At 74.8% G+C, this 25824-nt stretch carries 26 protein-coding genes; 17 read left to right on the top strand and 9 right to left on the bottom strand.

From position 1 onward, the window contains the following. On the bottom strand, window positions 1–1050 hold a 1050-nt coding region (locus MNY62_RS18755), incomplete at its 3' end, for a serine/threonine-protein kinase (protein ID WP_242345787.1). A gap of 38 nt (window positions 1051–1088) precedes the next feature. Between MNY62_RS18755 and MNY62_RS18750 the strand changes: the two genes are divergently transcribed. Beyond that, entirely contained in the window at window positions 1089–1433 is a 345-nt protein-coding gene (locus MNY62_RS18750) for a hypothetical protein (RefSeq protein WP_242345785.1), read from the top strand. A 37-nt stretch (window positions 1434–1470) separates the two neighbouring features. Here the strand turns inward: MNY62_RS18750 and cutA are convergent, their stop codons facing one another. The 5 genes from cutA to MNY62_RS18725 all read right to left on the bottom strand — a co-directional run bounded on the left by cutA (window position 1471) and on the right by MNY62_RS18725 (window position 5731). Next, on the bottom strand, window positions 1471–1788 hold the full coding sequence (gene cutA, locus MNY62_RS18745; RefSeq protein WP_242345783.1) for a divalent-cation tolerance protein CutA: 318 nt from the start codon (window positions 1786–1788) through the stop codon (window positions 1471–1473). Window positions 1789–1820: 32 nt separating this feature from the next. Further along, window positions 1821–2966, bottom strand: coding sequence for an acyl-CoA dehydrogenase family protein (locus MNY62_RS18740; RefSeq protein ID WP_242345781.1), 1146 nt, complete (start codon window positions 2964–2966; stop codon window positions 1821–1823). 74 nt (window positions 2967–3040) lie between these two features. Next, entirely contained in the window at window positions 3041–3598 is a 558-nt protein-coding gene (locus MNY62_RS18735; RefSeq protein WP_242345779.1) for a chalcone isomerase family protein, read from the bottom strand. Window positions 3599–3761: 163 nt separating this feature from the next. Further along, window positions 3762–4712 (bottom strand): DMT family transporter, encoded by a 951-nt coding sequence (locus tag MNY62_RS18730; protein ID WP_242345778.1) that lies wholly within the window; start codon window positions 4710–4712, stop codon window positions 3762–3764. Next, on the bottom strand, window positions 4709–5731 hold the full coding sequence (locus MNY62_RS18725; protein WP_242345775.1) for a DMT family transporter: 1023 nt from the start codon (window positions 5729–5731) through the stop codon (window positions 4709–4711). The genes MNY62_RS18730 and MNY62_RS18725 overlap by 4 nt, the downstream gene beginning before the upstream one ends. 149 nt (window positions 5732–5880) lie before the next feature. On the opposite strand from MNY62_RS18725, the gene uvrA reads away from it, so the two are divergent. The 3 genes from uvrA (at window position 5881) to MNY62_RS18710 (ending at window position 11290) form a co-directional block, all read left to right on the top strand. Then, the gene (uvrA, locus tag MNY62_RS18720) at window positions 5881–8796 is read left to right on the top strand and encodes an excinuclease ABC subunit UvrA (protein ID WP_242345774.1); all 2916 of its coding nucleotides are present in this window, start codon (window positions 5881–5883) and stop codon (window positions 8794–8796) included. 108 nt (window positions 8797–8904) lie between these two features. Continuing rightward, a complete protein-coding gene (gene pepF, locus MNY62_RS18715) occupies window positions 8905–10842 on the top strand; it encodes an oligoendopeptidase F (RefSeq protein ID WP_242345772.1) in 1938 nt (645 codons plus the stop codon). Between the two features lie 37 nt (window positions 10843–10879). Next, complete coding sequence (locus MNY62_RS18710) at window positions 10880–11290, top strand: VOC family protein (RefSeq protein WP_242345770.1); 411 nt, start codon at window positions 10880–10882, stop codon at window positions 11288–11290. 18 nt (window positions 11291–11308) lie between these two features. On the opposite strand, the gene MNY62_RS18705 is transcribed toward MNY62_RS18710, so the two are convergent. Beyond that, window positions 11309–12934 carry a phospholipase D-like domain-containing protein gene (locus MNY62_RS18705; protein ID WP_242345768.1) on the bottom strand — a complete coding sequence of 542 codons (1626 nt, stop codon included), beginning with the start codon at window positions 12932–12934 and terminating at the stop codon, window positions 11309–11311. Between the two features lie 102 nt (window positions 12935–13036). Between MNY62_RS18705 and MNY62_RS18700 the strand changes: the two genes are divergently transcribed. After that, complete coding sequence (locus MNY62_RS18700; protein WP_242345767.1) at window positions 13037–15097, top strand: AsmA family protein; 2061 nt, start codon at window positions 13037–13039, stop codon at window positions 15095–15097. 18 nt (window positions 15098–15115) lie between these two features. Here MNY62_RS18700 and MNY62_RS18695 read toward each other — a convergent pair whose 3' ends face one another. Then, window positions 15116–15655: a beta-class carbonic anhydrase gene (locus MNY62_RS18695; RefSeq protein ID WP_242345765.1), complete on the bottom strand. Its 540-nt coding sequence runs from the start codon at window positions 15653–15655 to the stop codon at window positions 15116–15118. 163 nt (window positions 15656–15818) lie between these two features. Continuing rightward, window positions 15819–16088: a hypothetical protein gene (locus MNY62_RS18690; RefSeq protein ID WP_242345763.1), complete on the bottom strand. Its 270-nt coding sequence runs from the start codon at window positions 16086–16088 to the stop codon at window positions 15819–15821. 193 nt (window positions 16089–16281) lie between these two features. Between MNY62_RS18690 and MNY62_RS18685 the strand changes: the two genes are divergently transcribed. From MNY62_RS18685 to MNY62_RS18630, 12 genes are all read left to right on the top strand, one after another. Continuing rightward, window positions 16282–17478, top strand: a complete 1197-nt coding sequence (locus MNY62_RS18685; RefSeq protein ID WP_242345761.1) for a hypothetical protein — start codon at window positions 16282–16284, stop codon at window positions 17476–17478. Window positions 17479–17528: 50 nt separating this feature from the next. Further along, a complete protein-coding gene (locus tag MNY62_RS18680) occupies window positions 17529–17951 on the top strand; it encodes an NUDIX domain-containing protein (RefSeq protein ID WP_242345759.1) in 423 nt (140 codons plus the stop codon). Then, entirely contained in the window at window positions 17948–18502 is a 555-nt protein-coding gene (gene amrA / locus MNY62_RS18675; protein WP_242345758.1) for an AmmeMemoRadiSam system protein A, read from the top strand. The genes MNY62_RS18680 and amrA overlap by 4 nt, the downstream gene beginning before the upstream one ends. Beyond that, on the top strand, window positions 18499–19542 hold the full coding sequence (locus MNY62_RS18670) for a M50 family metallopeptidase (RefSeq protein WP_242345756.1): 1044 nt from the start codon (window positions 18499–18501) through the stop codon (window positions 19540–19542). Before amrA ends, MNY62_RS18670 begins: the two co-directional genes overlap by 4 nt. Window positions 19543–19560: 18 nt before the next feature. Next, window positions 19561–20214 carry a molybdopterin converting factor subunit 1 gene (gene moaD, locus MNY62_RS18665; protein ID WP_242345754.1) on the top strand — a complete coding sequence of 218 codons (654 nt, stop codon included), beginning with the start codon at window positions 19561–19563 and terminating at the stop codon, window positions 20212–20214. 28 nt (window positions 20215–20242) lie between these two features. Continuing rightward, window positions 20243–20602: a response regulator transcription factor gene (locus tag MNY62_RS18660; protein ID WP_242345753.1), complete on the top strand. Its 360-nt coding sequence runs from the start codon at window positions 20243–20245 to the stop codon at window positions 20600–20602. After that, the gene (locus MNY62_RS18655; RefSeq protein WP_242345752.1) at window positions 20599–21543 is read left to right on the top strand and encodes an HD domain-containing phosphohydrolase; all 945 of its coding nucleotides are present in this window, start codon (window positions 20599–20601) and stop codon (window positions 21541–21543) included. Before MNY62_RS18660 ends, MNY62_RS18655 begins: the two co-directional genes overlap by 4 nt. A gap of 181 nt (window positions 21544–21724) precedes the next feature. Further along, window positions 21725–23245, top strand: coding sequence for an OmpA family protein (locus MNY62_RS18650; RefSeq protein ID WP_242345750.1), 1521 nt, complete (start codon window positions 21725–21727; stop codon window positions 23243–23245). After that, entirely contained in the window at window positions 23242–23871 is a 630-nt protein-coding gene (locus tag MNY62_RS18645) for an HAD-IA family hydrolase (RefSeq protein WP_242345748.1), read from the top strand. Before MNY62_RS18650 ends, MNY62_RS18645 begins: the two co-directional genes overlap by 4 nt. Window positions 23872–23936: 65 nt before the next feature. Then, on the top strand, window positions 23937–24254 hold the full coding sequence (locus MNY62_RS18640; RefSeq protein ID WP_242345747.1) for a hypothetical protein: 318 nt from the start codon (window positions 23937–23939) through the stop codon (window positions 24252–24254). A gap of 117 nt (window positions 24255–24371) precedes the next feature. Then, window positions 24372–25490 (top strand): S1C family serine protease, encoded by a 1119-nt coding sequence (locus MNY62_RS18635; RefSeq protein WP_242345745.1) that lies wholly within the window; start codon window positions 24372–24374, stop codon window positions 25488–25490. 39 nt (window positions 25491–25529) lie between these two features. Beyond that, complete coding sequence (locus MNY62_RS18630; protein WP_242345743.1) at window positions 25530–25820, top strand: hypothetical protein; 291 nt, start codon at window positions 25530–25532, stop codon at window positions 25818–25820. Window positions 25821–25824: the final 4 nt, after the last annotated feature.

Here is a 25824-nt window from a genome sequence, read left to right as displayed (position 1 = left end):
CGCGTCCGCCACGGGGGCGGCCGGGAGCTCGTCGAGCCTGAGCGCGATGACCTGCGTCTTCTCTGGCGGGGAGGCCTCGTCGACGGGCGCGCGATCGGCGCGCCGGAGCCGCTCGACGCGATCGAGCTCCCGCCGCAGCTCGTCCGGGAAGGCGAGCGCCATGAAGCGCGCGAGCGCGGGGGGGTCGCCGGCGGGCGAGCCCGCGTGCGTCCACGGCACGAGCGCGTCGCGGAGCTCGCTCGCCCAGCCGAACCGATCCGCCGGATCGCGCGCGAGCGCCCGGAGCACGACCGCGTCGAGCCCCCGCGGCACGGCCGGGTTCACCTCCGAGGGCGCCGGCACCTCGGCGCGGCGGACCTTCTCGAGGACCGCGAGCTCCGAGGGGCCGGTGAAGAGCCGCGCGCCGGTCAGGAGCTCGTGCAGGACGACCCCGAGGGCGAAGACGTCGGAGCGCCGATCGACCGGCCCGCCCGCGGCCATCTCCGGGCTCATGTAGCCGAACTTGCCGCGGAGCGCGGCGTCGCGGCGCGTCCGCAGCGCCGCCTGGGCGATGCCGAAGTCGATGACGCGCACCGAGCCGTCGAAGCCGAGCAGCACGTTCGCGGGCGAGACGTCGCGGTGGACGATCTGGAGCGGCGTGCCGCGCGCGTCGCGCTTCCGGTGCGCGTGATCGAGGGCGTCCGCCACGCGCCAGCCGAGGTAGGCCGCGAGCGGCACCGGCAGCCCCCCGCGCGCCCGGGTGCGCTGCACGAGCGCGCGCAGGTCGCGCCCCGGCACGTACTCCATCGCGATGTAGTAGCCGTCGCCGTGCTTCCCGAGCTCGTGGATGGGCACCACGCCGGGGTGGTCCAGCTGGACGACGAGCCGCGCCTCGTCGAGGAACATCTGGATGAACTCGCCGTCCTCCGCGAGCGTCGGGAGGATGCGCTTCAGGGCGTAAAGGCGCGCGGCGGCGTCGTCGCGCCGGAGCGCCACGTACACCTCGGCCATCCCGCCGATCGCGATGCGATCGAGCAGCAGATAGCGGCCATACGGGATGGGCTTCTGCATCGATGCGCCCGTCCCCCCCGGGGGCTTATGATAACCGCATGCCGACGAGCTGCCACGCGTGTGGGGCGACGCTCAGGATCGACGGCCCGGTGGGACGTCGGACCACCTGCCCCGAGTGCGACGCCGACCTCCACTCCTGCATCGACTGCCGGTACTACGACGAGAGCTCGGCGCACGAGTGCCGCGAGCCCCACGCCGACCACATCATCGACAAGATCGCGTCGAACGCCTGCGACCTGTTCCAGCTCGGCGACGGCGCCTCGCGCCGGCGCAAGAGCTCCAGGGCGGCGCGCGATCAGCTCGGGGCGCTCTTCGGGGAGGGGCCGGCGCCGGCGGCGGAGGATCCCCGCGACGCGCTCGAGGCGCTCTTCCGCAAGAAGTGAGGCGCGGCCGCCCGCCTCGCGGGCAGCCCCCCGGGCCTCAGCCCGTCGCGCCGGCGATCCAGGCGAGGTAAGGCGCGCTCCCCGCCTCCACGGACAGCGCGATCACCTCCGGCACGTCGTAGGGGTGCAGCGCGAGGACGCGCTCGCGCAGCGCCTCGAAGCGGGCCCGTGTCGTCTTGAGGAGGAGGAGCGCCTCCGCGTCGTCCTGCACCTTCCCCTCCCAGCGGTAGATCGAGCGGACGGCGGGGACGACGTTGCCGCAGGCGGCGAGCCGCTCCTCGACGAGGGCGCGCGCGATCTCCGCCGCCTTCTCCGCCGACGGTGTGGTGACGAGGACGACGAGCGCGTCGTGCATGGTTTCCTCCGTGTCCGGATCTGGACCCGCGCCTAGAGCCCGGCGGCGCGCGAGATGATCTCCTTCATGATCTCGGACGTACCGCCGGCGATCGTCATCACCCGCACGTCCCGCCAGGCGCGCGCGATGTCGGTCTCGAGCACGTACCCCATTCCGCCGTGGAGCTGCATGCAGTCGTAGGCGACGCGCTGGGCGAGCTCGCAGGCGAAGAGCTTGGCCATCGAGATCTCCTTCACGGCCGGCTCGCCGCGCTGGAGGAGGTCGCAGGCGCGGTAGCCGAGCCAGCGCGCCGCCTCGATGGCGGTGAGGTGCTCGGCGAGCTTGTGCCGCCACACCTGCATGCGCGCGAGCGGCCGGCCGAACGCGCTGCGCTCGCCGGCGTAGCGCATGGCGTCCTCCACCATGAGCTGCATCCCGGCCACCGCCTGCACCGCGGCGACGAGCCGCTCGCCCTGGAAGTTGGCCATCACGTGGTAGAAGCCCTGGTTCTCCTCGCCGAGCAGCCAGCGCGCCGGGACCCGGCAGTCCTCGAAGAAGAGGAGCGCGGTGTCCGAGGACGGGTTCCCGACCTTCTCGAGCGTGCGCGAGACCTGGAAGCCGGGCGTGTCGGTGGGGAAGAGCAGGAGCGACAGCCCCTCGTGGCCCGGGCCGCCCGTGCGGACCGCCATCGTGAGGAAGTCCGCCCGCGCACCGTTCGTGATCCACATCTTGGCGCCGTTCACGACGAGCTCGTCCCCGTCGCGGCGCGCGGTCGTCCGGATGGCCGCCACGTCGGAGCCCGCGTCGGGCTCGGAGATGGCGAGGGCCGCGATGCGCTCGCCGCGGATGGCGGGCGCGAGGAACTCGCGCTTCTGCTCGTCGGTGCCGAGGTCGGCGATCACCGGGATCGCCATCTCGCCGTGGACGAGCATGGACATGGCGAGGCCGGCGTTGCGGCAGCGGACGAGCTCCTCGGCGTAGGCCACGACGTACCACCAGTCGAGCCCGGACCCGCCCCACTCCGGCGGGTGGCGGATGCCGAAGAAGCCCATCTCTCCGAAGGTGCGGAAGAGCGCGCGCGGGAACTCGGCGGCCGCGTCCCATGCGCGCGCGTGCGGGGCGAGCTCGCGCTCGCAGAACTCGCGGACGGTGCGCCGGAACGCCTGGTGGTCTTCGTTGAACGGATCGAGGCCGGGCATGTGCCATCGCATACCCGGCCTCGCGCGACCCCGCCAGGGCGCAGGCGGGCCACCGCCGTGCTTCGAAGGCGGGACTACCGGCCGAGCATCGCCTTCTTCAGGTCGTCGTCCGCGGGCTCGCGGCCGAGCCAGTTGCGGAACAGCGCGTCCGCGAAGTCCTTGCCCGGCACGGTCACGGGCTTGCCGCCCCCCGCCGCCCCCACGATCGTCCCCTGGCCGGGGACGTAGGTGACGAACATCTCCGCGCCCTCGCGCATGTTCGGGATGGCGGGCTCGATGAGCTTCAGCTGCTGGAGGAGCGCGTCGAGGTTGGGGCCGGCCGAGTTGGCCCGGAAGCCGTCGCGGTACGCCTCCATGATCTGGCTCTTCGTCACGTCGCGCAGGAACACCATGCGGACGCGCTTCGGCGCGTCGGCGGCGAGGATCGCGTCCGCGTCGCGCGACGGCTCCGCGAGGTAGAGCCCTCCCGCGTAGACCTTGATGATGAACTTCTTGCGCAGCCCGGCGCCGTTCAGCTTGAGCACCTTCCCGGCGACCTCGATGGTGTCCGGGAAGTCCACGCCGGCGACCTTCTTCGCGTGGGCGGGGAGCGCGACGGCGAGCGCGAGGGCGGCGGCGGCGAGCTTCTTCATCGTTGACTCTCCGTGTCGAGGCGGGTGGTCTTCCCTTGTACCCGGGTTCACCGGGCGGTCGCCGGACCCGGGCGGGGCGGCGCGCTTCGGGCCCCATGCCGCGCCGCGTCGCCGGGGGCCGCCGGCGGGGCTCGCCCCCGCGATGGCGGCGGGGAGGCGGCGCTCAGCGCGGATCGCCCGGGTGCGGCGCCGGCGCCGGCACCGCCGTGCGCGGGCGGTGCCCGAGCACCGTGCCGTACGCGACCCCGGCGACGCCGACGAGCATCCCGAGCCCGCCCGCGGCGGAGACCCGCTCGCCGAGCAGCACCGCCGCGAGGAGGTACTGCGCGAGGGGCGTGAGCTGAAGCCACACGGCGGCCTCGCCGACGCTGAGCGCGCCGTAGGCCTCCGTCATGAGCACCTGCGCGGAGTACGCGGCGAGCCCCATCACGACGGCGATGGCCCACGGCCCGGGCGCGGTCGGCCACCGCCCGAGCGCGAAGGGGAGCGCGACGGGCAGCCCGCCCAGGGAGAAGTAGAAGAAGATCGTCGCGGCGTTGTCGGTCGCGCGCATGGCGCGGATGACCACCGCCGAGAGCGCCGCGAACACCGCCGCGCCCACCGCGAGCGCCTCACCCGCGCCGAGGCCGAGCCGGAGCGAGCCGTTCCCGAGCACGAGCGCGACCCCGGCCGTGGCGAGGACGAGCGCGAGGAGGAGGTGGATCGTCGGGCGCTCCCCGAACGTCCGGATCGAGAGCGCCGTCGCGATGACGGGGAAGAGGTTGTAGAGCATCCCCGCCTCGCCCGCGGGGATCCGCTGGAGCGCGAGGAAATAGAGGACGACGACGATCCCGCCCGACACGCCGCGCGTCCAGAGGAGGCGCCGGTTGTGCGGCCGGTAGAGCCCGGGCCGGACGCGGAACGCCACGAGCGACACCGCCGCGCCGACCACGAACCGGACGACGGTGAGCTGTCCCGCGCTGAACGTCTCCCCGCGCGTGGAGAGCAGCCGCGCGAGGACGGCCATGAGACCGAACGAGGCCGCGGAGGCGAGGAGGAGCAGGCGCGCGCGGAACTTGGTGCCGGCGCCGCGGTGCGAGGTCGGGGCCGGCCGCCGCCCGCCCCCCTCGCTCATGGCTCCTCCGCGGGGAGCCCGGCGGCGAGCGCCGCCTCCGGCGAGCGCGCCTCGCGAGGCCGGTGGCCGAGCACGGACCCGTAGACGATCCCGGCCACCCCGAGCAGCACGCCCACGAGCGTCCAGCCGCCGATCCGCTCGCCGATGGTGAGCGCCCAGAGGTAGCTCGCGATGGGCGTGAGCTGCTGCCAGAGCGCCGCCTCCGGCACGGAGAGCGCGCCGTACGCCTCGGTCATGAAGAGCTGCGCGAGGAACGCCACGACGCCCACGCCCAGCAGGGCGAGCCAGGCGAGCGGCGCGCTCGGCCACGGCGCGAACGCGTACGGCAGCGAGGCCGCGGCGCCTCCGACGGCGAACGCGAAGAAGATGGTCGGTGCGTTGTCCGTCGTCCGGAGCGCGCGGATGGAGGTCACCGCCGCGCCCCCGCACACCGCGGAGACGATGCCGAGGATCTCGCCCACCCCGAGCCCGAGGCTCACCCCGCCGCCGCCGAGGACGAGGAACACGCCCGCGCTCGCGAGCGCGAGGCCGACGCCGAGGTGGATGGTCGGGCGCTCGTTCAGGACGAAGAGCGACAGGAGCACCGCCCAGATCGGGAAGGTGTTGTTGAGGAGGGTCGCCTCGCCCGCGGGGATCCGCTCGATGGAGAGGAAGTAGAGGAGCGCGGCGATGCCGCCGAAGAAGCCGCGCGAGACGAGCAGCGCCTTGCGGCGGGGGCGGAACGTGCCCGGGCGCGCCACGAAGATCCCGCCGACGAACGCCATCCCGAGGACGAAGCGGGCGAACGTGACCTGCCCGCCGTTCATCCCCGCCTGCGTCGCGACGCGCGCGAGCACGGCGGACAGCCCGAAGAAGACCCCCGCGCCGAAGAGGAGCAGCCGCGCCCGGGCCATCGCCCGCTCGCCCGGGTGCACGGGGTAGAGCGCACCGGCCGTGGGCCCGGCCGCAGGCCCGGCCGTGGCGGGCGCGAGGGGCGCGGCGCCGGGCGAGCGCGAGGGCTGCGGGGGAGCTGAACTCACGGGAATCCGCGTCTATCACCATCGTCCCGGCGGGGGAAGGCGGCGCCCGTCCGCCGCTCCGGTCGCGTCGCCGGGTGGGGTCCACGACGCCTCGCCGGGGGACAACACGGCTGGCCAAAGGGGCCCCGTTCCGTTAGACAACGCGCCACATGAGCGAGCCCGAGTTCATCACCGTCAAGGGCGCGCGCGAGCACAACCTCAAGTCGGTCGCCCTCGAGATCCCGAAGAAGAAGCTGGTGGTGTTCACCGGCGTCTCCGGGTCGGGGAAGTCCTCGCTCGCGTTCGACACCCTCTACGCCGAGGGCCAGCGCCGCTACGTCGAGTCCCTGTCCTCGTACGCGCGCCAGTTCCTCGGCCAGATGGAGAAGCCCAAGTACGACACCATCCGCGGGCTCTCGCCCACGATCTCCATCGAGCAGAAGGCGGCCTCGAACAACCCGCGCTCGACCGTCGGGACCATCACCGAGGTCCACGACTACCTGCGCGTCCTCTACGCCTCCATCGGCCTGCAGCACTGCCCCTCGTGCGGACGGCCGGTCGGCAAGCAGACGGCGCAGCAGATCGTGGAGGCGATCGTCCAGTACCCGGAGGGCGCCCGCATCCTCGTCCTCGCCCCGCTCGTCCAGAACCGCAAGGGCGAGTACAAGGACCTCCTCGCCGACCTCGCGAAGCGCGGCTTCGCGCGCGTGCGCGTCGACGGGATGATCCACCAGCTCACCGACCGGCTCGCCCTCGACAAGAAGCTGAAGCACGACATCGAGCTCGTGGTGGACCGCCTCGTGGTGAAGGAGGGGATCCGCTCCCGCCTCACCGACTCGATCGAGACCGCGCTGCGCGAGGGCAAGGGGACGCTCGTCGTCGCCGACGCCGACAAGGAGCAGCGGGTCGGGGCGGGGGATCCGGAGGAGTACAAGAAGCACGATCGCTTCTTCTCCGAGCTCAACGCCTGCCACACCTGCGGCCTCAGCTTCGGCGAGCTCGCGCCGCAGAACTTCTCGTTCAACTCGCCGCTCGGCTCCTGTCCGGACTGCCAGGGGCTCGGGACCCGCGCCGAGATGGACGCGGACCTCATCATCCCCGACCCGTCGCTCACGATCCGCCAGGGCGCGGTCGAGCCGTGGGCGAGCGGGATGGAGCGCGGCGAGGGCTGGACCTTCGAGTTCGTCGAGCACCTCGCGCGCTCGCTCAAGATCGACCTCGACCTGCCCTGGGCCAGGCTACCGAAGGTCCACCGCGACGTCGTCCTGTACGGGACCGACGTGGCGGCGAACGGCGGCCGCTCGTGGCGCATCGAGTTCGAGGGCGTCGTGAACCAGCTCTACCGCCGGCTCAAGGCGACGGGCTCCGAGGCGATGCGGCGCCATTACATGCGCTACTTCTCCGACAAGCCCTGCCACACCTGCGGCGGCGAGCGGCTCAAGCCCGAGAGCCGCGCCGTGCGCATCCGCGGCAAGGGCATCGTCGAGCTCTCCCGGCTCACCATCCAGGACGCGCACGCGTGGATCGGGTCGCTCGATCTCAAGGGGAGCGAGGCGAAGATCGCCGACGAGCTCCTCAAGGAGATCAAGAACCGGCTCAAGTTCCTGCTCGACGTGGGCCTCAGCTACCTCACGCTCGATCGCCCCGGCCCGTCGCTCTCCGGCGGCGAGAGCCAGCGCATCCGGCTCGCCTCGCAGATGGGCTCCGAGCTCACCGGCGTCATCTACATCCTCGACGAGCCGTCCATCGGGCTCCACCAGCGCGACAACGGCAAGCTCCTCGCGACGCTCAAGCGGCTCCGCGACGTCGGCAACTCGGTCATCGTCGTCGAGCACGACGAGGAGACGATGGAGGAGGCCGACTGGCTCGTGGACTTCGGCCCGGGCGCCGGCGCGCACGGCGGCGAGGTCGTGAGCGCCGGGACGCCGGCCGAGGTGAAGCGCGATCCCGCGTCGCTCACCGGCGCGTACCTCTCCGGCCGCAAGGAGATCTACGTCCCGGATCGGCGGCGCAGCGAGGACAAGGGCGCGATCACGATCTCCGGGGCGGCCGCGAACAACCTGAGGGACCTCACCGCCTCGTTCCCGCTCGGCCGCTTCACGGCGGTCACGGGCGTCTCCGGCGCGGGCAAGTCCACGCTCGTGAACGCGATCCTGCGCCCCGCGCTGATGCGCCACCTCTACGGCACGCGCGAGGTCCCCGGGAAGCACGAGGCGCTCACCGGCTGGGAGAAGATCGACAAGGTCATCGACATCAACCAGCAGCCCATCGGCCGGACCCCGCGCTCGAACCCGGCGACCTACACGAAGGTGTTCGACGCCATCCGCGAGGTGTTCGCGCAGACGCCCGAGGCGCGCGCGTTCGGGTACCAGCCCGGCCGCTTCAGCTTCAACGTGAAGGGCGGCCGCTGCGAGGCGTGCCAGGGCGACGGCATGAAGCTCGTCGAGATGCACTTCCTCGCCGACGTGCTCGTGCCGTGCGAGGTCTGCGGCGGCAAGCGCTTCAACGAGGCGACCCTCCGCGTCACCTTCAAGGGCAAGAACATCGCCGAGGTGCTCGACCTCTCCATCACCGAGGCGAAGGCGATCTTCGAGCACCACCGCGAGATCGCGCGCATCCTCACCACGCTCGAGGACGTCGGCCTCGGCTACATCAAGCTCGGCCAGCCCTCCCCCACCCTCTCCGGCGGCGAGGCGCAGCGCATCAAGCTCTCGCGCGAGCTCGCCCGCGTCGGCACCGGCAAGACGCTCTACATCCTCGACGAGCCCACCACCGGCCTCCACTTCGAGGACGTGAAGAAGCTCCTCGCCGTGCTCGACCGGCTGGTCGACGCGGGCAACACCGTGGTCGTCATCGAGCACAACCTCGACGTCATCAAGTGCGCCGACTGGATCGTCGACATCGGCCCGGAGGGCGGCGCCGACGGCGGCCTCGTCATCGCCGAGGGCACGCCCGAGGAGGTCGCGAAGGTGAAGGAGAGCTACACCGGCCAGTACCTCGCGAAGGTGCTCGAGGCGCACCGGCTGCGCGCGCGCCGCGCGCCCGGGCAGAGCGCGGCGAGGGGCGTGCAGCGGGTGGGGGCGTAGGGCCCGTCGGCGAGCGCCCGGCCCCCGGTGCGGAGGCGACCCCCCGTCACATCCGGCCGCTCGCCACCTCCGTCGTGCAGCCGCCCTGCGTCCTGCAACGGGAGTCCCATGCGCCCCCTCCTCGCCTCTCTGCTCTTCCTCCTCGCCGCCTCTGCGTCCGCCGCGCCCGCCCGAAAGATCGCGTCGCCGCGCGCTCCGGCGCCCGGCTCGGCCGAGGCGCGCGAGCCCGACGCGCTCCAGTGGGACCTCACCGCCCTCTATCCCTCCGACGCCGCCTGGTCCGAGGCCAAGGTCGCGCTCGCCAAGGAGGTGGCGGGGTTCCGGGGGCGGCACGAAGGACGGCTGGGTGCGTCCGCGAAGGCGCTCGGGGACGGGCTCGTGGACCTCGCGCAGATCCGCGAGCAGTACGAGCGGCTCTTCGCCTACGCGATGCTGAGGAGCGACGGCGACGTCAAGGCGGCGCGCCCGCGCGAGCTGAGGCAGGAGGCGGAGCGGCTCGGGGTCGAGCTCGAGGCGGCCGCGTCGTTCGTCCGGCCGGAGCTCCTCGCCGTCGACGCGGCGAAGGTGAAGGCGTTCCTGAAGGAGGACCCGCGCCTCGCCCAGTTCGACTTCTTCCTCTCGGACCTCCTCCGCTGGAAGGACCACACCCTCTCTCCGCGGGAGGAGCGGATCGTCGCGCAGGCGGGCGAGCTCGAGGGCGCCGCGCCCTCGGTGCACGGCGTCCTCACGAACGCGGACATCCCCTGGCCGACCGTGAAGCTCGCCACGGGCGAGAAGGTCCGCCTCGACCCCGCCGGCTACCAGCGCGCGCGCACCGCGGCGTCGGCGGCGGACCGCGAGAAGGTGTTCCGGGCGTTCTTCGACACGGTGAAGACCTACGAGCGGACCATCGGTGCCGCCATGGACGCGCAGGTGAAGGCGCACCGCTTCGAGAAGGACGTACGCGGCTTCCCGTCGTCGCTCGAGTCGGCGCTCTTCGCGGCGAACATCCCGCCCGCGGTCTACCACCAGCTCGTCTCGGACGTGAACCGGAGCCTCCCCACGCTCCACCGCTACCTCGCGCTCCGCAAGCGCATGCTGGGCCTCACGGAGCTGCGCTACGAGGACCTCTACGCCCCGCTCGTGAAGGACGTCGACCGGCGCTACACGCCCGCCGAGGGCGTCGCGCTCACGCTCGAGGCGGTGGCGCCGCTCGGCGCGCCCTACGTCGAGGCGCTCCGGACCGCGCTCGACGGCCGCTGGACCGACTTCCTCCCCCGCCCCGGGAAGCGCTCGGGCGCGTACTCGATGGGCGTGTACGCGGTCCACCCGTACCAGCTCCTCAACTTCAACGGGCAGTGGGAGGACGTCTCGACCCTCGCGCACGAGTCCGGCCACACGATGCACTCGGCGCTCGCCGCGAAGGCGCAGCCGTTCCCCAGGTACGACTACCCGACCTTCGTCGCCGAGGTCGCCTCGACGCTGAACGAGGACCTGCTCCTGCACCGGGTCCTCGACCGGACGAAGGACGACGCGACGCGGCTCTTCCTCCTCGGCCGTCACCTCGAGACCCTCCGCACGACGCTCTTCCGCCAGACGATGTTCGCGGAGTTCGAGCTCGCCGTGCACGAGCGCGCCGAGAAGGGCGAGGCGCTCTCCGGGGAGGCGCTCTCCGCGCTCTACCTCGACCTCGTCCGCAAGTACTACGGCCATGCCCAGGGGATCTGCCGCGTGGACGCGCGGTACGGCGTCGAGTGGGCCTCGGTCCCGCACTTCTTCAACTACGACTTCTACGTGTTCCAGTACGCGACGAGCCTCGTCGCCTCCACGTCCCTCGCGAAGGCGATCCGCGAGGAGGCGGCGGCGGGCGGGACCGCCGCGCGCGACCGCTACCTCGCGATGCTCGCCTCGGGCGGGTCGCGCTACGCGATCGACCTCCTGAAGGACGCCGGCGTGGACATGACCACCTCCGCGCCGTTCGCCGCCGCGATGGACGAGATGAACCGCGTCATGGACCAGATGGAGGCGATCCTCGCGCGCGGCGAGCGGACCCGGGCGGCGCGCTGAGCGGGCGTACCCTCGGGCCTCGCGTTACACGGTCGGGATGACCGAGCTCCGCATCTGCATCGACGTCCCCGACCTCGAGCGCGCCGTCCGGTTCTACGCGGAGGCGCTCGGGCTCTTCCCCGGGCGCCGCTTCGGGGCGGGCGGAGTCGAGCTGCTGGGCGGCCCGTGCCCGCTGGACCTCCTCGCGAAGACGCCCGGGAGCCGCGCGAACGCGGCGTCCGCCGCCGTCCGCGACTACGCCCGCCACTGGACCCCGGTCCACCTCGACGTGGTCGTGCCCGACCTCGACGTCGCGCTCCGGCGCGCGGTCGCCGCCGGCGCCACGCAGGAGGGAGAGGTCCAGACGCAGGCGTGGGGCCGGCTCGCGCTCCTCGCCGATCCGTTCGGCCACGGCCTGTGCCTGCTCCAGATGAGCGGCCGGGGCTACGACGCGATCGCGACCCCCTGACCCGCGCGACCGACGCTGTCACGCGCGCGCGTCGCGGCCCGCGTCCGCGCGCGCGGGCTCCGCGGCCGGACCCGGCTCGGCGGCGCGCGCGAGCACGCGCCGCGCCGCCGCGGCCTCCTCCGCCGAGCGCTCGACCGCGGTTCGTCCGTACTGCCCGCCCCTCCGCCGCAGCCGCCAGGCGCGCACGACGAGCGCGACGCCGAGCCACCCGCACAGGAACGCGAGCGGCGTCGCGGTGACGCGCGGCCAGAGGACACCGACCGCGCCGAGCGCGAGGAGCACGACGGCGGCGACGGCGAGGAGCCGCGCCTCCGTGGGGCCGAGCACGCGATAGCCGCCGAGCGCCGCGCCGACCGCGTTGCCGATGCGGAGCGCGCCGGCCGCGGCCACCGCCGAGCCCTCACGGCGACGGCCCCGGCCGGGCGGTCGCGGGCGGCGCTGCCGCGGGACAGGGCGGACCGGCTGCACGCGGCGGCGCGCGTCGAGCACGATCTCGGTCGCGCGCCCGAGGTCCTCCTCGTACGCGTCCTCCATCCGCTGCGCGAAGCCCTCGTCCTCGATCGCGACGTCGAGCTCCCAGTTGGCGAGCCAGGAGGAGAGGTTCAGGTTCGACGATCCCACCCGCCCCCAGCGCCCGTCCGCGACGGCCGTCTTCGCGTGGAGCATCGGGCCGTTCCACTCGAAGATGCGCACCCCCGCCTCGAGCAGCGGCCGGTAGCCCGCGACGGAGAGCCGCTTCACGAGGCCGAGATCCGAGTCGCCCGGCACGAGGAGCCGGACGTCCACGCCGTCGTGAGCGGCGGCGCGGAGCCCCTGCACGTAGGCGGCGGTGCCCACGAAGTACGCGTCGGTGATCCAGAGCGAGCGGCGCGCCATGGCCGCGACGAGCTGGTCGAGCCGGAACACCCCCGAGGTCGCGGGCTCGCTCGCGACCACGCGCAGCGCCACCTCCCCGGCCGCGGCGATGCCCGCGGCGTCCGGGAGCTCCTCGTCCGGCAGCGGCGCTCCCGCCTCGTCCCAGACCTGCGCGAACGCGCGGGCGAGATCGGCGACGGCGGGCCCGCGCACCTCCACCCCGGTGTCGCGCCAGGGCTCGGCGCCGCGCGCGGCATCGCCCGCCCAGCGCTCCGCGACGCAGAGCCCGGTGACGAAGCCGACGCGCCCGTCGACGACGACGCTCTTGCGGTGGTCGCGTCCCATCCAGCCGATGGGGCTGTCGAGGCGAGGGGGGTTGAACGTGCGCACCTCGACCCCCGCGTCCGAGAGGCGCCGCCAGAAGCGCGGCGACGCCTCGCCGAGCCCGCCGAGCCAGTCGTGGAGCACGCGCACGCGCACGCCGGCGCGCGCCTTCTCCGCGAGGAGCTCCGCGAACTGCCGGCCGACACGGTCGTCCGCGAAGATGTACGCCTCGAAGAACACGCTCTCCCGCGCGGCAGCGATCGCGTCCTGCCAGGCGGGGAAGTTCTCGCCCGCGTCGCGCAGGAGGCGCACCGCGTTGCCTGGCACGAGCGGCGCCCCCGCGGCCCGCGTGAAGGCGTGCTCGGCGACGAACCGGAGGGCCGCGCCGCCCGCACGACGGCCGCCCGGAGCGCCTCCGGCGCCCCGGGCGGCGGGGAGGACGCTCGATCCCTGGGGTCGGGTCACCCCCGAAGCATTCTGCGCCGGGGCCCCCATTGCACGCTCCCGGCCGGGCAGCCCCGAGGCCCGCCCCTTGCGGTCCCGGCGGCCCGGGTCGACGTTTCGAGCATGGCGACCGGCAGGCGTTCCGCCGCGAGGAGGCTCCTCCTCGTCGCGGCCGCTGCGGCAGGTCTCGTCGTCGTCCTCGTCGCGGGCGCGCTCCTCCTCGTGGACTCCGGCGCGGTCACGCGGCGCGTCGTGGACCTCGTGCTCCCGCAGGCGTCGAAGGCGCTCGGCCGCGAGGTGGCGGTCACGGGGGCGGAGCTCCACCTGTTCCCCGAGCCGCGGGTCGCGCTGCGCGGCCTCACGGTGGCGGGGCGCCCGGGTGAACCCGGGCTGGTGGCGGCCGAGTCGCTCGACGTGAAGCTCGGGCTCTGGGCGCTCCTCCGCTCGCTCGGAAAGGACGTCGAGGTCCGCACGCTCGAGCTCGTGAAGCCCATCGTGAACCTCGTCCGGGCGAAGGACGGCACCTGGAACTACGAGGGGCTCGGCGGTGGAGCGAAGGTCGAGCCCGCGCAGAAGCCCTCCGAGGCCGGTCCGGCGACGCGCGTCGTGGTGGAGCGCGTCCGCGTCGAGAAGGCGGCCATCCGGGTGGTGGACCGCAGCGCCGGGCGGGACGACGCCGGCGTCGCGCTCGAGCAGCTCGACCTCGAGGCGACCGGCGCCGGCCCCGGGCTGCCCTTCGAGCTCCGCGTCGCGGCGGCGCTCGCGAGCGCGCAGCAGAACGTCCACGCGCGGCTCTCGGTGGACCACCTGCCGGAGGGGATGCCGCGGCGGCCGGAGGACTGGCCCCTCCTCACGGGCGCGCTCCAGATCGGCGCGCTGCCGCTCGACCGCTTCCGCGTGCTCCTCCCGGCGGAGCTCGGGGCGATCGTCCGCGGCGGCACGGCCTCCCTCGACGCGAGCGTCACCACCGGCGAGGGGCGGGCCTACAAGGTGGACGGCTCCGGCGGGCTGAAGGACGTGAAGCTCCGCGGCCAGGCCGCGTCGGGCCACTTCCGCGCGGCCGCGACGTGGTCACCCGCGCGGCCGGACGCGTCCCGCGTGGATCTCACCGAGCTCACCCTCCGCGGCCCCGGCGTCGACCTCGGCGGCCACGCCACGGTGAAGACCGCGCCGCTCACGGCCTGGTTCGTCGTGACGGGGCCGCTGCTCGACCTCGACGCCGTGATGGGTCTCCTCCCGGAGAAGGAGGAGGAGGCGCCTCCGCCACGCGGCGACCTCGTGCCCGCCGCGATGCGCGAGCAGCTCCGCGCGACGAGCGTCCGCGGCACGGTCGCGCTCGGCGAGGTGAAGAGCGGCCGGCTCCAGGCGAAGGACGTGAAGGCGCGCGTCGACCTCGCCAAGGGCGTGCTCGCCTTCGAGGAGCTCGACGCAGCCGTGTTCGGCGGCCGGGTCTCGGGGAGCGGCACGCGCATCGCGCTCGGCGAGAAGGTGCCGACCTGGAGGCTCGCAGCGAAGCTCTCGGCGCTCGATCTGGGCGGCGCGCTGCAGGCGTTCGCCGGCGCGCAGCCGCTCACCGGCAAGCTGGACGGCACGCTCGACGTCGCCGGCAAGGGGACGGACTGGGCGAAGCTGCGACAGGCGCTCACCGGCCTCGCTGCGCTCGCGGTGAAGGACGGCGCGCTCGTCACGACCGACGTCGGCGACGCGGTGCTCGGCGGCGTGGCGCGGGGGCTCGAGCAGCTCGGCCGCGGCGGCGCGGCCCGAACGGTGAGCGGCGCGAAGGGGCGCACCGAGTTCAAGAACCTCGCCGGCGAGTTCGACGTGAAGGACGGGTTCCTCGTGGCGAGGGCGCCCGTGACGGTCGACACGCCGTTCGGGAAGCTCGCGCTCGGCGGTCGCGTGGGCCTCGACGGCCGGCTCGCGCTCGAGGGCACCGCCGCGGTCCCGAAGGCGGCGCTCGCCGGCGTCGTCGCGGGCGGCCTGCCGCTGCCGCGGACGCTCGACGTCCCGCTCGCGCTCGGCGGCACGCTCGAGTCGCCGAGCGTCTCGGTGCGAGCGGAGGCCGCGGTCGCGAACCTCGCGCGAGGGGAGGCTCAGGAGGCGGTGAAGGGCGCCCGCAAGCAGGTGGAGCGCGGGCGCGAGGCCGTCGAGGGGTTCTTCAAGGGCCTCGGCGGGAAGAGGTGAGGGTCCGCTCGCGGCGGCTCAGCGATAGACGGCGTCGTACCCGCGCTCGACGAGCGTGAGGACACCCGTGCGGATGTCCATCATCGCGCAGTGAACGGGCAGGCGCGGCAGGAACGGCGCGGTGCGGATCGCCTCGACCGTCTCGAGCGCCGCCTCGCGCGCGTCCTTCACGAGCCCGAAGAACGCGGCCGCGTCCGCCGGGATCGCGTCGTCGAGGACACCGCGCGCGCGCATGACCCGCGTGAGCTCGCCCTCGGAGACCCGCGCGACGCCGCAGTCGGTGTGCGGCATGACGAGCACCTCCTGGCAGTCGTTCACGTAGATCGTCGCCGCCAGCGCGCGCAGGAGCTCCGAGCCCTTCGGGATGTGCGCGCCAGGGACCCGGAGCGCGACCGCGTGGCCGCGCTCGACGCCGAGCTCCCTCCCGAAGAAGTGCGTGAGGCGCGGGTCGACGCAGGTGACGATGCAGAGGTGCCGCGCGGCGACGAAGCCGCCGGGATCGGGCTGCGCGTGGTCGGCGCGGCGGTTCGCGTCGAGGATCTCGTCGAGGACGGGCACTGTCGGCTCCGGGGCGAGGCGGTCGGACAGGCTAGACGACCCATCATGATTCGGGAACAGTCAACGAGCGGAGCGAGCCCGCCGGGGCCACCCCTCCCTGAAACGCGCGACGGCCGCCCCGTCCCCGGGGCGGCCGCCGAGTCACGCGGGGCGAAGCCTCGCCCTAGCTCTTCTTCTCCGGGGCCTTCTTGCCCTCGACCTTGTGGGCGGCGGCGCAGTGCGGGCACTTGCACTTCTCGCCGCACTTGCACTCCTTGCCCTCCTTGGCGCACGCGCACGGGGCGGCCGGGGTGGCCTCGCCGTCCTTCTTCGCCTCGCCCGCGGCCGCCTGGGCGTGATGCGGGCAGTTCTTGCAGTCGCCGTCGCACGCCGACACCGGGCGCGCCGCCACGAGAACGAGCGCAGCCATCGCCGCGAGCAGGGTCTTCATCATGTGTGAACCTCCGTGAGTGAGCGAGCGGCCCGGGCGGCCGCGGACCGGCGCAGCGTAGGGACCCCTCCCGCGTGATGTCAACGCGACGGCGCCGCGCCCGCGCCACCGCGGCGTCCCGCCACGCCCGTCCCGTCTCTCCTCGGGCGCGACGCGGGGTGGATCCCCTCGGGACGCGCCGCTAGATTTGCCGGCGATGACGACCCTCGACCTCGACCGGCTCCTCTCGCTCCTCCGCGATCCGAACGTGGAGAGCCAGGAGATCGCCACGCTCGCCGGCGTGCCGCGCGAGGAGGCCGGCCGCGCGTCGCGCCTCCTCCTCGGCCTCTCCCGCGCGAAGCCGGAGGAGATCGCGACCCTGCCGGCTCCGCTCGCCGCGGCGCTCTGCCGCGCCGCCCTCGGCGCCGGCCGCGCCGACGTGCTCGCGGCGCTCGCCGGCCACGCCGGGAAGGAGGTCGCGAAGGAGGCGAAGCGCAGCCTGCACGTCCTGCGGTCGCGCGGTGTCGCGGTGCCCGAGCCGCAGCGTGCGCCCGCGCCCGCGCCTCCGGCCGCCGAGGAGCCCCCCCTGCCCGCCTATGCCTCGGCGATCGACGGCCAGGGGGAGCGCGCGGTGTGGCTGCCACGCAACGTTCCCGGGAAGGGGGTCGAGGTCGCGCAGGCCGTCGTCTCGGACGTTCGCGGACTGGTCGAGCTGCAGGTCGGGCTCCTCGGGCGCAAGGAGTGGCGCGCCTTCGCGAAGGGGCTCATCGAGCGGGGCGCGGCGATGGGCGTCGGCGAGATCGACCGGGGCGGGGCGCACTCGCTCGTCGGCGCCGCGCGCGCGCTGAACGACGTGAGTGGTCAGCGCGTGCCGGAGGGGGCGGATCTCTGGCTCGCGCAGCTCGGCCGGGCCGCCCCGCTCCCCGACCCTGCCGCGAGCTTCCCTCCCCTCCCCGAGGAGGAGGAGCGCGATGCGGTCGCCGCCTCCGGGAAGCTCCACGACCTGCCGCTCTTCCGCGGCTGGCTGGCCGACGAGGGCTACCTCCGCGAGGTCGCGGCGAAGCTCGACGAGGTCGGCGTCTCCCCCCTCTACATCGACGATCGCCAGCGCGCCGAGCAGATGGCGCGCGTCGTGGCGGACGCCGTGGACGCCTACTTCGACGACGGGCGGCGCCGCCGCCACTCGAGCCGCCTGCTCGCGGTCGCCGAGCACCTCCAGGCGCGGGGCGACGTCGCCCACGCGCGGTCCGCCGCCGCCACCGCGCGCGCGCTCCTCGGCGGCGCCCCGCCGCACGCGGTGCCGTTCGCGCGCCTGCTCGTCGAGAAGGCGTTCCCGCTCGCGGCGACCCCGGCGGCGGGGGCGGGGACGCCGGGCTCGCCCGGCACCCCCTCCCTCATCGTCTCGCCCCGCTGAGCCAGCGTGACCATTTGACCCCCCGCCCACCCTCGCGCTAGGTCTCGCCCATGCCGGAGCACCAGAGCCCCTCGCCGACGGTGGACGTGGTCGTCCTCCTCCCCGGCGACCGCGTCGTCCTCGTCCGCCGGAAGTTCCCGCCGCCCGGCTGGGCGCTGCCCGGCGGCTTCGTCGACGTGGGCGAGACGCTCGAGGCGGCGGCGATCCGCGAGGCGCGCGAGGAGACGGGACTCGAGGTCCGGCTCGACGACCTCCTCTACGTCTACTCCGACCCGCGCCGCGACCCGCGCCGCCACACCGTGAGCGCGGTGTTCGTCGGGCGCGCCTCGGGCGAGCCCGCCGGCGCGGACGACGCCGAGGAGGCGCGCGCCTTCGCCTGGGACGCGCTCCCCTCCCCGCTCGCCTTCGACCACGCGGAGATCCTGCGCGACGCCCGCACCTTCCTCCTCACCGGCGCGCGGCGGCGTCCATGAGCGGGCTCTCCGCCACCGAGCGCGCCGCGCTCCTCGGGATCGCCCGCGGCACCATCCTCGGCCACCTCGGCATCGCCCCGGCCCCGTCGCTCCCCGCGTCGGGCCCGCTCGCCGAGCCCCGCGGCGCCTTCGTCACGCTCCACGTCGGCGACGCGCTGCGCGGCTGCGTCGGCACGTTCCGTCCCGACGGCTCGCTCGCCGCGACGGTCGCGCGCATGGCGGTCTCCGCCGCGAAGGAGGACCCGCGCTTCCCGCCGCTGCGCGCCGACGAGATCGCCGAGCTGCGCGTCGCGGTGTCGGTCCTCGCGCCGCCGCACCGGCTCGACGACCGGCGGGCCGTGAAGGTGGGCACGCACGGGGTCCTCGTCCGCCGCGGCTGGCACCGCGGAGCGCTCCTGCCCAAGGTGGCGCTCGAGCAGGGATGGGACGCGGAGACGTTCCTCTCCCGGTGCTGTCTCAAGGCCGGGCTCCCCGCGCGCGCGTGGCAGGAGCCCGAGACGGAGGTCGAGGTGTTCGAGGCCGACGAGTTCGGCGAGGGAGCGGAACAGTGAGCACGGTCCTCGCCATCGCCGCCGCGGTCCTGGCGGTGTCGCTCCTCATCATCCTGCACGAGGCGGGGCACTACCTCGCGGCGCGCCGGTCCGGCATGCGCGTCGAGCGCTTCAGCGTCGGCTTCGGACCCGTCGTGGCGTCGTTCCGGCGCGGCGAGACGGAGTTCGCCGTCTCCGCCCTGCCGCTCGGCGGGTACGTGCGCATCGCCGGGATGTCGCCCGGCGACGACGTCGACCCGGCCGACCCGCGCGCCTACGCGAACCAGGCCGCCTGGCGGCGCTTCCTCGTCATCGTGGCCGGCCCCGCGGCGAACTACGTCACCGCCGTGCTCGTCGCGGCGGCGCTCCTCGCGACCATCGGGCTCCGCGCCCCGGACCCGGCGGCGCGCGTCGGCGCGCTCATGCCGGACATGCCGGCGGCCGCCGCGGGCCTCGCACCGGGGGACCGGATCCTCTCCGTCGCCGGCACGCCGGTGGACTCGTTCCGCGCGCTCGTCGCGGAGCTGCAGCGCCACCCCGGCGAGCCGATCGTGCTCGAGGTCGAGCGCGGCGGCGAGCGGCTCGCGCTGCCGATCACGCCCCGCGACGACCGGGGCGTGGGGCGCGTCGGGTTCGCGCAGGCGCAGGTCGCGGTGCGCCGCGGGCCGGCGGGCGCGCTCGTCGAGGGGTTCCAGCGGACGAACGCCGCCGCCGGCGCGCAGCTCGCCGCGTTCGGGAGCATGTTCTCCGGCAAGCAGCGCGCGGAGCTCTCCGGGCCGGTCGGGATCGCGCAAGAGCTCGTCCGCGGCGCGCGGCAGGGCGCCGAGCCCTTCCTCGCCCTCGTCTGGACGATCTCGATCGTCCTCGCGATCCTGAACCTGCTGCCCGTCCCCGCGCTCGACGGCGGCCGGCTCGTGTTCCTCGCGTGGGAGATGATCACGCGGCGGCGCGTGAACGAGAAGGTCGAGAACTACGTCCACCTCGCCGGCTTCGTCGCGCTCCTCCTGCTCATCCTCGTCGTGACCGTGTTCGGCGACCTGGCGCGGCTCCTCGGCCGGTGATGGGCTAGGGAACGAGCCATGCCGATCCACATCCTCTACTTCGCCGGCGCCCGGGAGGCGGCCGGCGCCTCCCGCGAGACGCTCGAGCGCGCGCCCGCCACGGTCGCCGAGCTGCGCCGGGCGCTCGAGGGCGCCCACCCCGCCCTCGCGCGCATCCTGCCGCGCTGCCGGATCGCGGTCGACCAGGAGTTCGCCCCCGACGACGCGCCGCTGCGCGACGGGGCGGAGGTCGCGATCGTGCCGCCCGTCTCGGGCGGCGCGCCGCGCTTCCAGGTGGTCGACCGGCCGCTCTCGCTCGCCGAGGTGGTGGACGCCGTCTCGGGCCCCGGCCGCGGCGGGATCGTCACCTTCACCGGCGCGGTCCGAGGCGAGTCGCACGGCAAGCGCGTGGTCAGGCTCGAGTACGAGGCCTACGCGCCGATGGCGGAGCGGAAGCTCGCGGAGATCGGGGCCGAGGTGGCGCGCGCGCACGGCGTCGAGGTCGCCATCGTCCACCGCGTCGGCGCGCTCGCGCCCGGCGAGGCGGCGGTGGTCATCGCCTGCGCGGCGGCGCACCGGACGCCGGCCTTCCGCGCCTGCGAGGCCTGCATCGAGCGGCTGAAGCAGGACGTGCCGATCTGGAAGCGCGAGGTGTACGACGACGGGTCGGAGTGGGTGGGCCTCGGGCCGTGACGCGCCCCCGTGCTATCCTCCCTCGCCCGTGAAGGTCCTCCTCGCCGACGACGACGGGCTCATCCGCGCCCTCGTCTCCGACCTCCTCGCCGAGCTCGGCCACGCGGTGGTCGTGGCCGCCGACGGCGTGGAGGCGGTGGCGCTCTCGGCGCGCGAGCGCCCCGACGTCCTCGTGCTCGACCTCCTCATGCCGCGCCTCTCCGGCCTCGACGCGCTCCGCGCGATGCGCGCGGCGGGCGTCGCGGCGCCGGCCGTCCTCCTCACCGCCATCACGGACGGCAGCGCGCGCGCGCTCGAGGGCGCCGAGGAGGTCGCGGTGGTGCTCGAGAAGCCGGTCTCGCGCAGGACCCTCGCGCGGGCGCTCGCCCGCGCCGCGGCCACGGCATGAGGCTCCAGCGCACCCTCCTCCTCCTCGTCGCGTGCGCGGCCGGCGCGCCCGCCGCGCTCGTCGTGGGGCTCCTCGCCCGCGGCCACGCGCAGCTCGACTCCGCGAGCGTCGCCGCCGCCGCCGGCGCGCTCGCCGTGGCGGCCGCGCTCTCGGCGCTCGTCGCGCGGAGCATCACCCGGCCCATCGCCGAGTGCGTGCGTGGCGCGCTCGAGATCGCGCGCGGCCGCTTCGGTCGGGAGGTCCCGGTCCGCGCCCGGAACGAGCTCGGCGACCTCGCCCTCGGCTTCAACCACATGTCGCGCGAGCTCGCGCGCTACGACGCCGAGAACCGCCGGCTCATCCACGACCTCGAGGCGGGCTACCTCGACACGCTCCGGAGCCTCGCCTCCGCGATCGACGCGAAGGACCCCTACACGCGCGGCCACTCCGAGCGCGTGGCGGAGCTCGCCGCCGAGATCGGCCGCGAGCTCGGCCTGCCGCGCGAGACCGTCGCCGCCCTGGTGTACGGCGGGATCCTGCACGACATCGGCAAGATCGGCGTGCCCGACGCGATCCTCGCGAAGCGCGCCGCCCTCACGCCCGAGGAGCGCGCGCTCGTCGAGGTCCACCCCGGGACCGGCGCGGAGATCGTCGCCGGCGTCGAGTTCCTGCGCGGGGCCGTGCCCGCCATCCGCGGCCACCACGAGCGCTGGGACGGCGACGGCTACCCGGACCGGCTGCGCGGCGAGGAGATCCCGCTCGTCGCCCGCATCGTGAACGCCGCCGACACCTGGGACGCCTGCACCACGAACCGGCCGTACCAGGCTGCGCTCGCGGAGGGCGACGCGCTGCCGCTCCTCGCCGAGCTCCGGGGGACGCAGATCGACCCGGCGGTTCACGACGCGCTCGTCGCCGTCCTGCGCCGGCGGGCCGCCGCCGCGCGCGCGCCGTCGGCTGCTTGACGGATCGACTCCGCCCACGCACGCCTACTTCCGTGGCGGATATGCGAGCGCAGGCGCAGCCGGCTCGAAGCTGCGCCGGAGCGAGCCGGGGGTCCGGGGGGACGCGCCGTCTGCGCCCCCCCGGTACAAAGGTAGGCGGACGTCGGCTTGCCTCCCCGTACGGTTCGCCTAAGCTCGCGGGATGCGCACCGTCCGACCTGTCCTGGCGCTCGCAGCGCTCCTCGCTGCCCACCCGGCGGCCCCGGCCGACGATCCCACCGCGCGCGGGTTCGATCCCGACCCGACGCGCCCGGCGCTCTCGCTCGACGGCGGCTTCACGCTCGAGACCGCGGCGACGGCGCCGCGCGGGCGGATCGGCGCGGCGTTCCTCCTCGACTGGACGGACGGGCTGCTCGCCCTCCAGCTCGGCGACGCGCGCGAGGACGTCCTCGCCTCGCGCCTGTCCGCGCACCTGCTCGCCGCCGCGTCGCTCGGGCGGCTCGAGCTCGGCCTCGACCTGCCCGTCGCGCTCTACCAGCGCTCCGACCTCTCGCTGCTCCAGGACCGGGGCGTGACCGGGCCGCTCGTCGCCCCCATCGCGCGGAGCGCGCTCGGCGACGTCCGGCTCGTGGCGAAGCTCTCCCTGCTCGAGGCGGCGCGCGCGCCGCTCGGGATCGGGCTCGCCGCGCTCCTCGACCTGCGCGCGCCCACCGGCGACCGCACCGCCTTCACGGGCGAGGGGCCGATGGCGGTGCCCGGCGTGGTCCTCACCCGCGCCTTCGGCCGCACCCGCCTCGACGCCCAGGTCGGCTACGTCCTCCGGGAGCGGGGGCAGTGGGCGCAGCTCGTGGTGAACGACGGGCCGACCTGGTCCCTCGGCGGCTCCTACGACCTCACCTCTCCCGGCGCCGCGCGGCAGTGGCGCGCGATCGCCGAGGTCGGCGGAGGCTGGCCGCGCGGCAACGATCTCTCGACCGATCGCCACCGCGCCCCGCTCTCCGCTCGCACCGGCCTCCGCGCGTTCCTCTCCGATCGCCTCGCGGTGGACCTCGGCGCGGGCACCGGCCTCGGCGCGGCCGGGTACGGCCGCGAGTCGTGGCGCGTCTTCGGGGGCATCCGCTTCGCCCTCGACACCGCGCGCGACGACGCCTCCGGCGAGCCGGACCGCGATCGCGACGGCGTGCCCGACGCGCGCGACGCCTGCCCCGCGGAGCCCGGCCCGGCCGAGCTCGACGGCTGCCCGGATCGCGACGGCGACGAGATCCCGGATCGCGAGGACCGCTGCCCTGCCCAGCCCGGCCCCGCGACGCGCGACGGCTGCCCGGTGAAGGAGGAGGAGCCGCTCGTCGAGATCGAGACGGAGCGGCTCTCGCTCAAGGACGCGATCCAGTTCGACACCGGGCGCGACACCCTGCGCTCGCAGTCGTTCCCGGTGCTCGACGCCATCGGCGGGATCCTCGTCGCCCACCCGGAGCTCCGCCGCGTGCGCGTCGAGGGCCACACCGACGACGTCGGCTCGAACGCGTACAACAAGGACCTCTCCGACCGGCGCGCCCGCACCGTGGCGCGCTACCTCGCCGGCAAGGGCGTCGCGCGCGAGCGGCTCGAGCCGACCGGCTTCGGCGAGGAGCACCCGATCGCGTCCAACAAGACCGCGCTCGGGCGCGCCAAGAACCGGCGCGTCGAGTTCACGATCCTCGACGGCGGCGAAGGGACGCGGTGACCCGCCTCGCGATCCTCGATCTCGACGGCACGCTCGTCGACTCGATCGACGACCTCGCGGCGTCGGTGAACCACGCGCTCGCCGCGCTCGGGCTGCCCTCGAGGGGGCGGGACGAGATCCGCGGCTTCGTCGGCGAGGGGGCGCGGCTGCTCCTCGCCCGCGCGATCGCCCCGCGCGACGAGCTCCTCGAGCCGGCGCTCGCCCTCTGGCGCGACCACTACGAGGCGCACTGCCTCGACCGCACGCGGCTCTACCCCGGGCTCGACGCGGCGCTCGCCGGCGCCGGACGCGCGCTCGCGGTCCACACCAACAAGCCGGGCGCGATGGCCCGCAAGATCCTCTCCGGCCTCGGCGTCGCGGATCGCTTCGTCGCGATCGTCGGCGGCGATGACGCGCCGCGGAAGCCCGATCCCACCGGGTCGCTCGAGATCATGGCCGAGCACGGGGCGGCGCCCGGCGACACGGTGTTCGTCGGGGACAGCCGCGTGGACGTCGCGACCGCGCGCGCGGCGGGCGTCGCGCTCGTCGCCGTGACCTGGGGGCTCGGCTCCCGCGCGGAGCTCGCCGCGGCGGGCGCGACCGCGTTCGTGGACGACGCCGCCGAGCTCGTCCCGTACCTGCGATAGCCGGCGCCCACCCGGGTCCCGCCCAAAACTCGCTCGCGCCCGGGTCCCGTGCTACCCCGGTTCGCATGCTCCGCCTCCTCGCGAAGCTCGTCCTCGCGGGCGCCGTGCTCGCCGCGCTGTGGCTCTGGGTGCCCGTCCACGGCCGCACCCTCGCGGCGCGCTGGGAGCGCGCCGGGAGCTTCCCCGCCTTCGTCGAGCGCGGCTGGGACGAGCTCGCCGGCCGCGGCGGCGAGAAGCCGTCGGCCGACCACCGGCCGACCGCCCGCTCGCAGGCTCGCGGCGCGCAGGGAGGGTCCCGCGCCCGGCCCACCGAGGCTCACACCGACGCCGACCGCCGCGCCCTCGATCGCGTCCTCGCGGACGAGCTGCGCGCCCACCCCTAGCAGTGCCCCGGCCCGCGCCGGACGCGCGGGCAACCCCCAGCTTCGCCTCCTTGCGCCGCCTCCTCCGCGGTCCCCACCTTGTTCGGGAGCCCGCGAGTCCGGCGGGTGGAGGTGGTCATGTCCGGCTGGGCGGCGCTCGTGGCGGCGGCGTGGGTGGCGGCGGGACCGGGCGACGCCTCGCGCCCGCTGTACTCCGAGGCGAAGGCTCCACAGGTGGTCCCGCAGGCCGCGCAGGGGCTCCCGGATCTGTCCAGGCTCGCCGAGTCGGCGATCCCCGCGGTGGTCGGGGTCGTGACCACGCAGGCGCCGCCGCCGGGCGCGAACGACGAGGAGCTCCGCGACCTGTTCGAGAAGCTCAACGAGGGGCCGCGCAAGGGGATCGGCTCGGGCTTCGTCATCCACCGCGACGGCTGGGTCGTCACGAACGCCCACGTGGTCGAGGGCGCCGAGGTGGTCGAGGTCGACTTCGGCTCGGACACTCCGCGCGTGCCCGCGCGCGTGGTCGGTGCCGACGCCGAGTCCGACGTCGCGCTCCTCAAGATCGAGGCCAAGCGGCCGCTTCCGTTCGTGCCGCTCGGCGACTCCGACCGAGTCGCCGTCGCCGAGTGGGTGCTCGTGATCGGCAGCCCCTTCGGGCTCGACCACACCGTGACGCTCGGGATCGTGAGCCACACCGGCCGGACCGACATCGCGCCGCTCGGGCGCCCGGGCACGTACGACTTCATCCAGACCGACGCGTCGATCAACCCGGGCAACTCGGGGGGGCCGGTGCTGAACCTGCGCGGCGAGGTGATCGGGATCGCCACCGCGGTAAACGCGACCGGCCAGGGGATCGGCTTCGCCGTGCCCATCAACATGGCGAAGGAGATCGTCGGCCAGCTGCGCGATCACGGCCGCGTGGTGCGGAGCTGGCTCGGCGTCGCGGTCCGCGAGATCCCGCGGGGCGACGAGCCGCGCGGGGTGGTGGTGACGGAGGTCGCGACGGGCGGCCCCGCCGCCGCCGCCGGGGTCAAGGTCGGCGACGTGATCACCGGGTTCCAGGGCCACGACGTCCACACCCCCTCGAGGCTCCGCTGGTACGTGTCGACCGCGGGTGTGGGCCGCGAGATCGAGCTCAAGACCCGCCGCGGGCAAGGGCCCGAGCGCTCGGTCCGGATCTCGCTCGCCGAGGTGCCCGCGCAGGAACGGGCGAAGGCCGCCCAGGCGCGGGCCGCACTCGGGGACGAGGGTCGCTAGTTGCCATCCGACCTCGGGTCGGGTATCTAGCGCCCCTCTATGGCCGAGACGACCAACACGAAGAAGGCCGCGCCTCGCGCGAAGGGCGGCGGCACCAAGACCTGCACGGTGGCCGGCTGCAAGCGCGCCTACCGCGCCAAGGGCCTCTGCTTCTTCCACTACAAGCAGTTCCGCCGTGGCGAGCTCGAGAGCCGCCCGGGACGCTACGACACCTGCTCGAAGCCCGACTGCAAGAAGAAGGTCGTCGAGCACGGGCTCTGCCAGGAGCACTTCGAGGCCTGGAAGAAGAGCCGCAAGAAGAACCAGGCCGCGGCCGCCCCGGCGGCGTAGCCGG

This window comes from Anaeromyxobacter terrae, assembly GCF_022690685.1.
Classification (GTDB): Bacteria; Myxococcota; Myxococcia; order Myxococcales; family Anaeromyxobacteraceae; genus Anaeromyxobacter; species Anaeromyxobacter terrae.
Note: the sequence above shows the minus strand (reverse complement) of the source record. Positions and strands in the feature narration are given on the sequence as shown.

Coding starts and splice junctions, on each gene's coding strand:
- MNY62_RS18750 (WP_242345785.1), top strand. CDS start 1,089: ATGCCGACGAGCTGCCACGCGTGTGGGGCGACGCTCAGGATCGACGGC.
- cutA (WP_242345783.1), bottom strand. CDS start 1,788: ATGCACGACGCGCTCGTCGTCCTCGTCACCACACCGTCGGCGGAGAAG.
- MNY62_RS18740 (WP_242345781.1), bottom strand. CDS start 2,966: ATGCCCGGCCTCGATCCGTTCAACGAAGACCACCAGGCGTTCCGGCGC.
- MNY62_RS18735 (WP_242345779.1), bottom strand. CDS start 3,598: ATGAAGAAGCTCGCCGCCGCCGCCCTCGCGCTCGCCGTCGCGCTCCCC.
- MNY62_RS18730 (WP_242345778.1), bottom strand. CDS start 4,712: ATGAGCGAGGGGGGCGGGCGGCGGCCGGCCCCGACCTCGCACCGCGGC.
- uvrA (WP_242345774.1), top strand. CDS start 5,881: ATGAGCGAGCCCGAGTTCATCACCGTCAAGGGCGCGCGCGAGCACAAC.
- pepF (WP_242345772.1), top strand. CDS start 8,905: ATGCGCCCCCTCCTCGCCTCTCTGCTCTTCCTCCTCGCCGCCTCTGCG.
- MNY62_RS18710 (WP_242345770.1), top strand. CDS start 10,880: ATGACCGAGCTCCGCATCTGCATCGACGTCCCCGACCTCGAGCGCGCC.
- MNY62_RS18700 (WP_242345767.1), top strand. CDS start 13,037: ATGGCGACCGGCAGGCGTTCCGCCGCGAGGAGGCTCCTCCTCGTCGCG.
- MNY62_RS18690 (WP_242345763.1), bottom strand. CDS start 16,088: ATGATGAAGACCCTGCTCGCGGCGATGGCTGCGCTCGTTCTCGTGGCG.
- MNY62_RS18685 (WP_242345761.1), top strand. CDS start 16,282: ATGACGACCCTCGACCTCGACCGGCTCCTCTCGCTCCTCCGCGATCCG.
- MNY62_RS18680 (WP_242345759.1), top strand. CDS start 17,529: ATGCCGGAGCACCAGAGCCCCTCGCCGACGGTGGACGTGGTCGTCCTC.
- amrA (WP_242345758.1), top strand. CDS start 17,948: ATGAGCGGGCTCTCCGCCACCGAGCGCGCCGCGCTCCTCGGGATCGCC.
- moaD (WP_242345754.1), top strand. CDS start 19,561: ATGCCGATCCACATCCTCTACTTCGCCGGCGCCCGGGAGGCGGCCGGC.
- MNY62_RS18655 (WP_242345752.1), top strand. CDS start 20,599: ATGAGGCTCCAGCGCACCCTCCTCCTCCTCGTCGCGTGCGCGGCCGGC.
- MNY62_RS18650 (WP_242345750.1), top strand. CDS start 21,725: ATGCGCACCGTCCGACCTGTCCTGGCGCTCGCAGCGCTCCTCGCTGCC.
- MNY62_RS18640 (WP_242345747.1), top strand. CDS start 23,937: ATGCTCCGCCTCCTCGCGAAGCTCGTCCTCGCGGGCGCCGTGCTCGCC.
- MNY62_RS18635 (WP_242345745.1), top strand. CDS start 24,372: ATGTCCGGCTGGGCGGCGCTCGTGGCGGCGGCGTGGGTGGCGGCGGGA.
- MNY62_RS18630 (WP_242345743.1), top strand. CDS start 25,530: ATGGCCGAGACGACCAACACGAAGAAGGCCGCGCCTCGCGCGAAGGGC.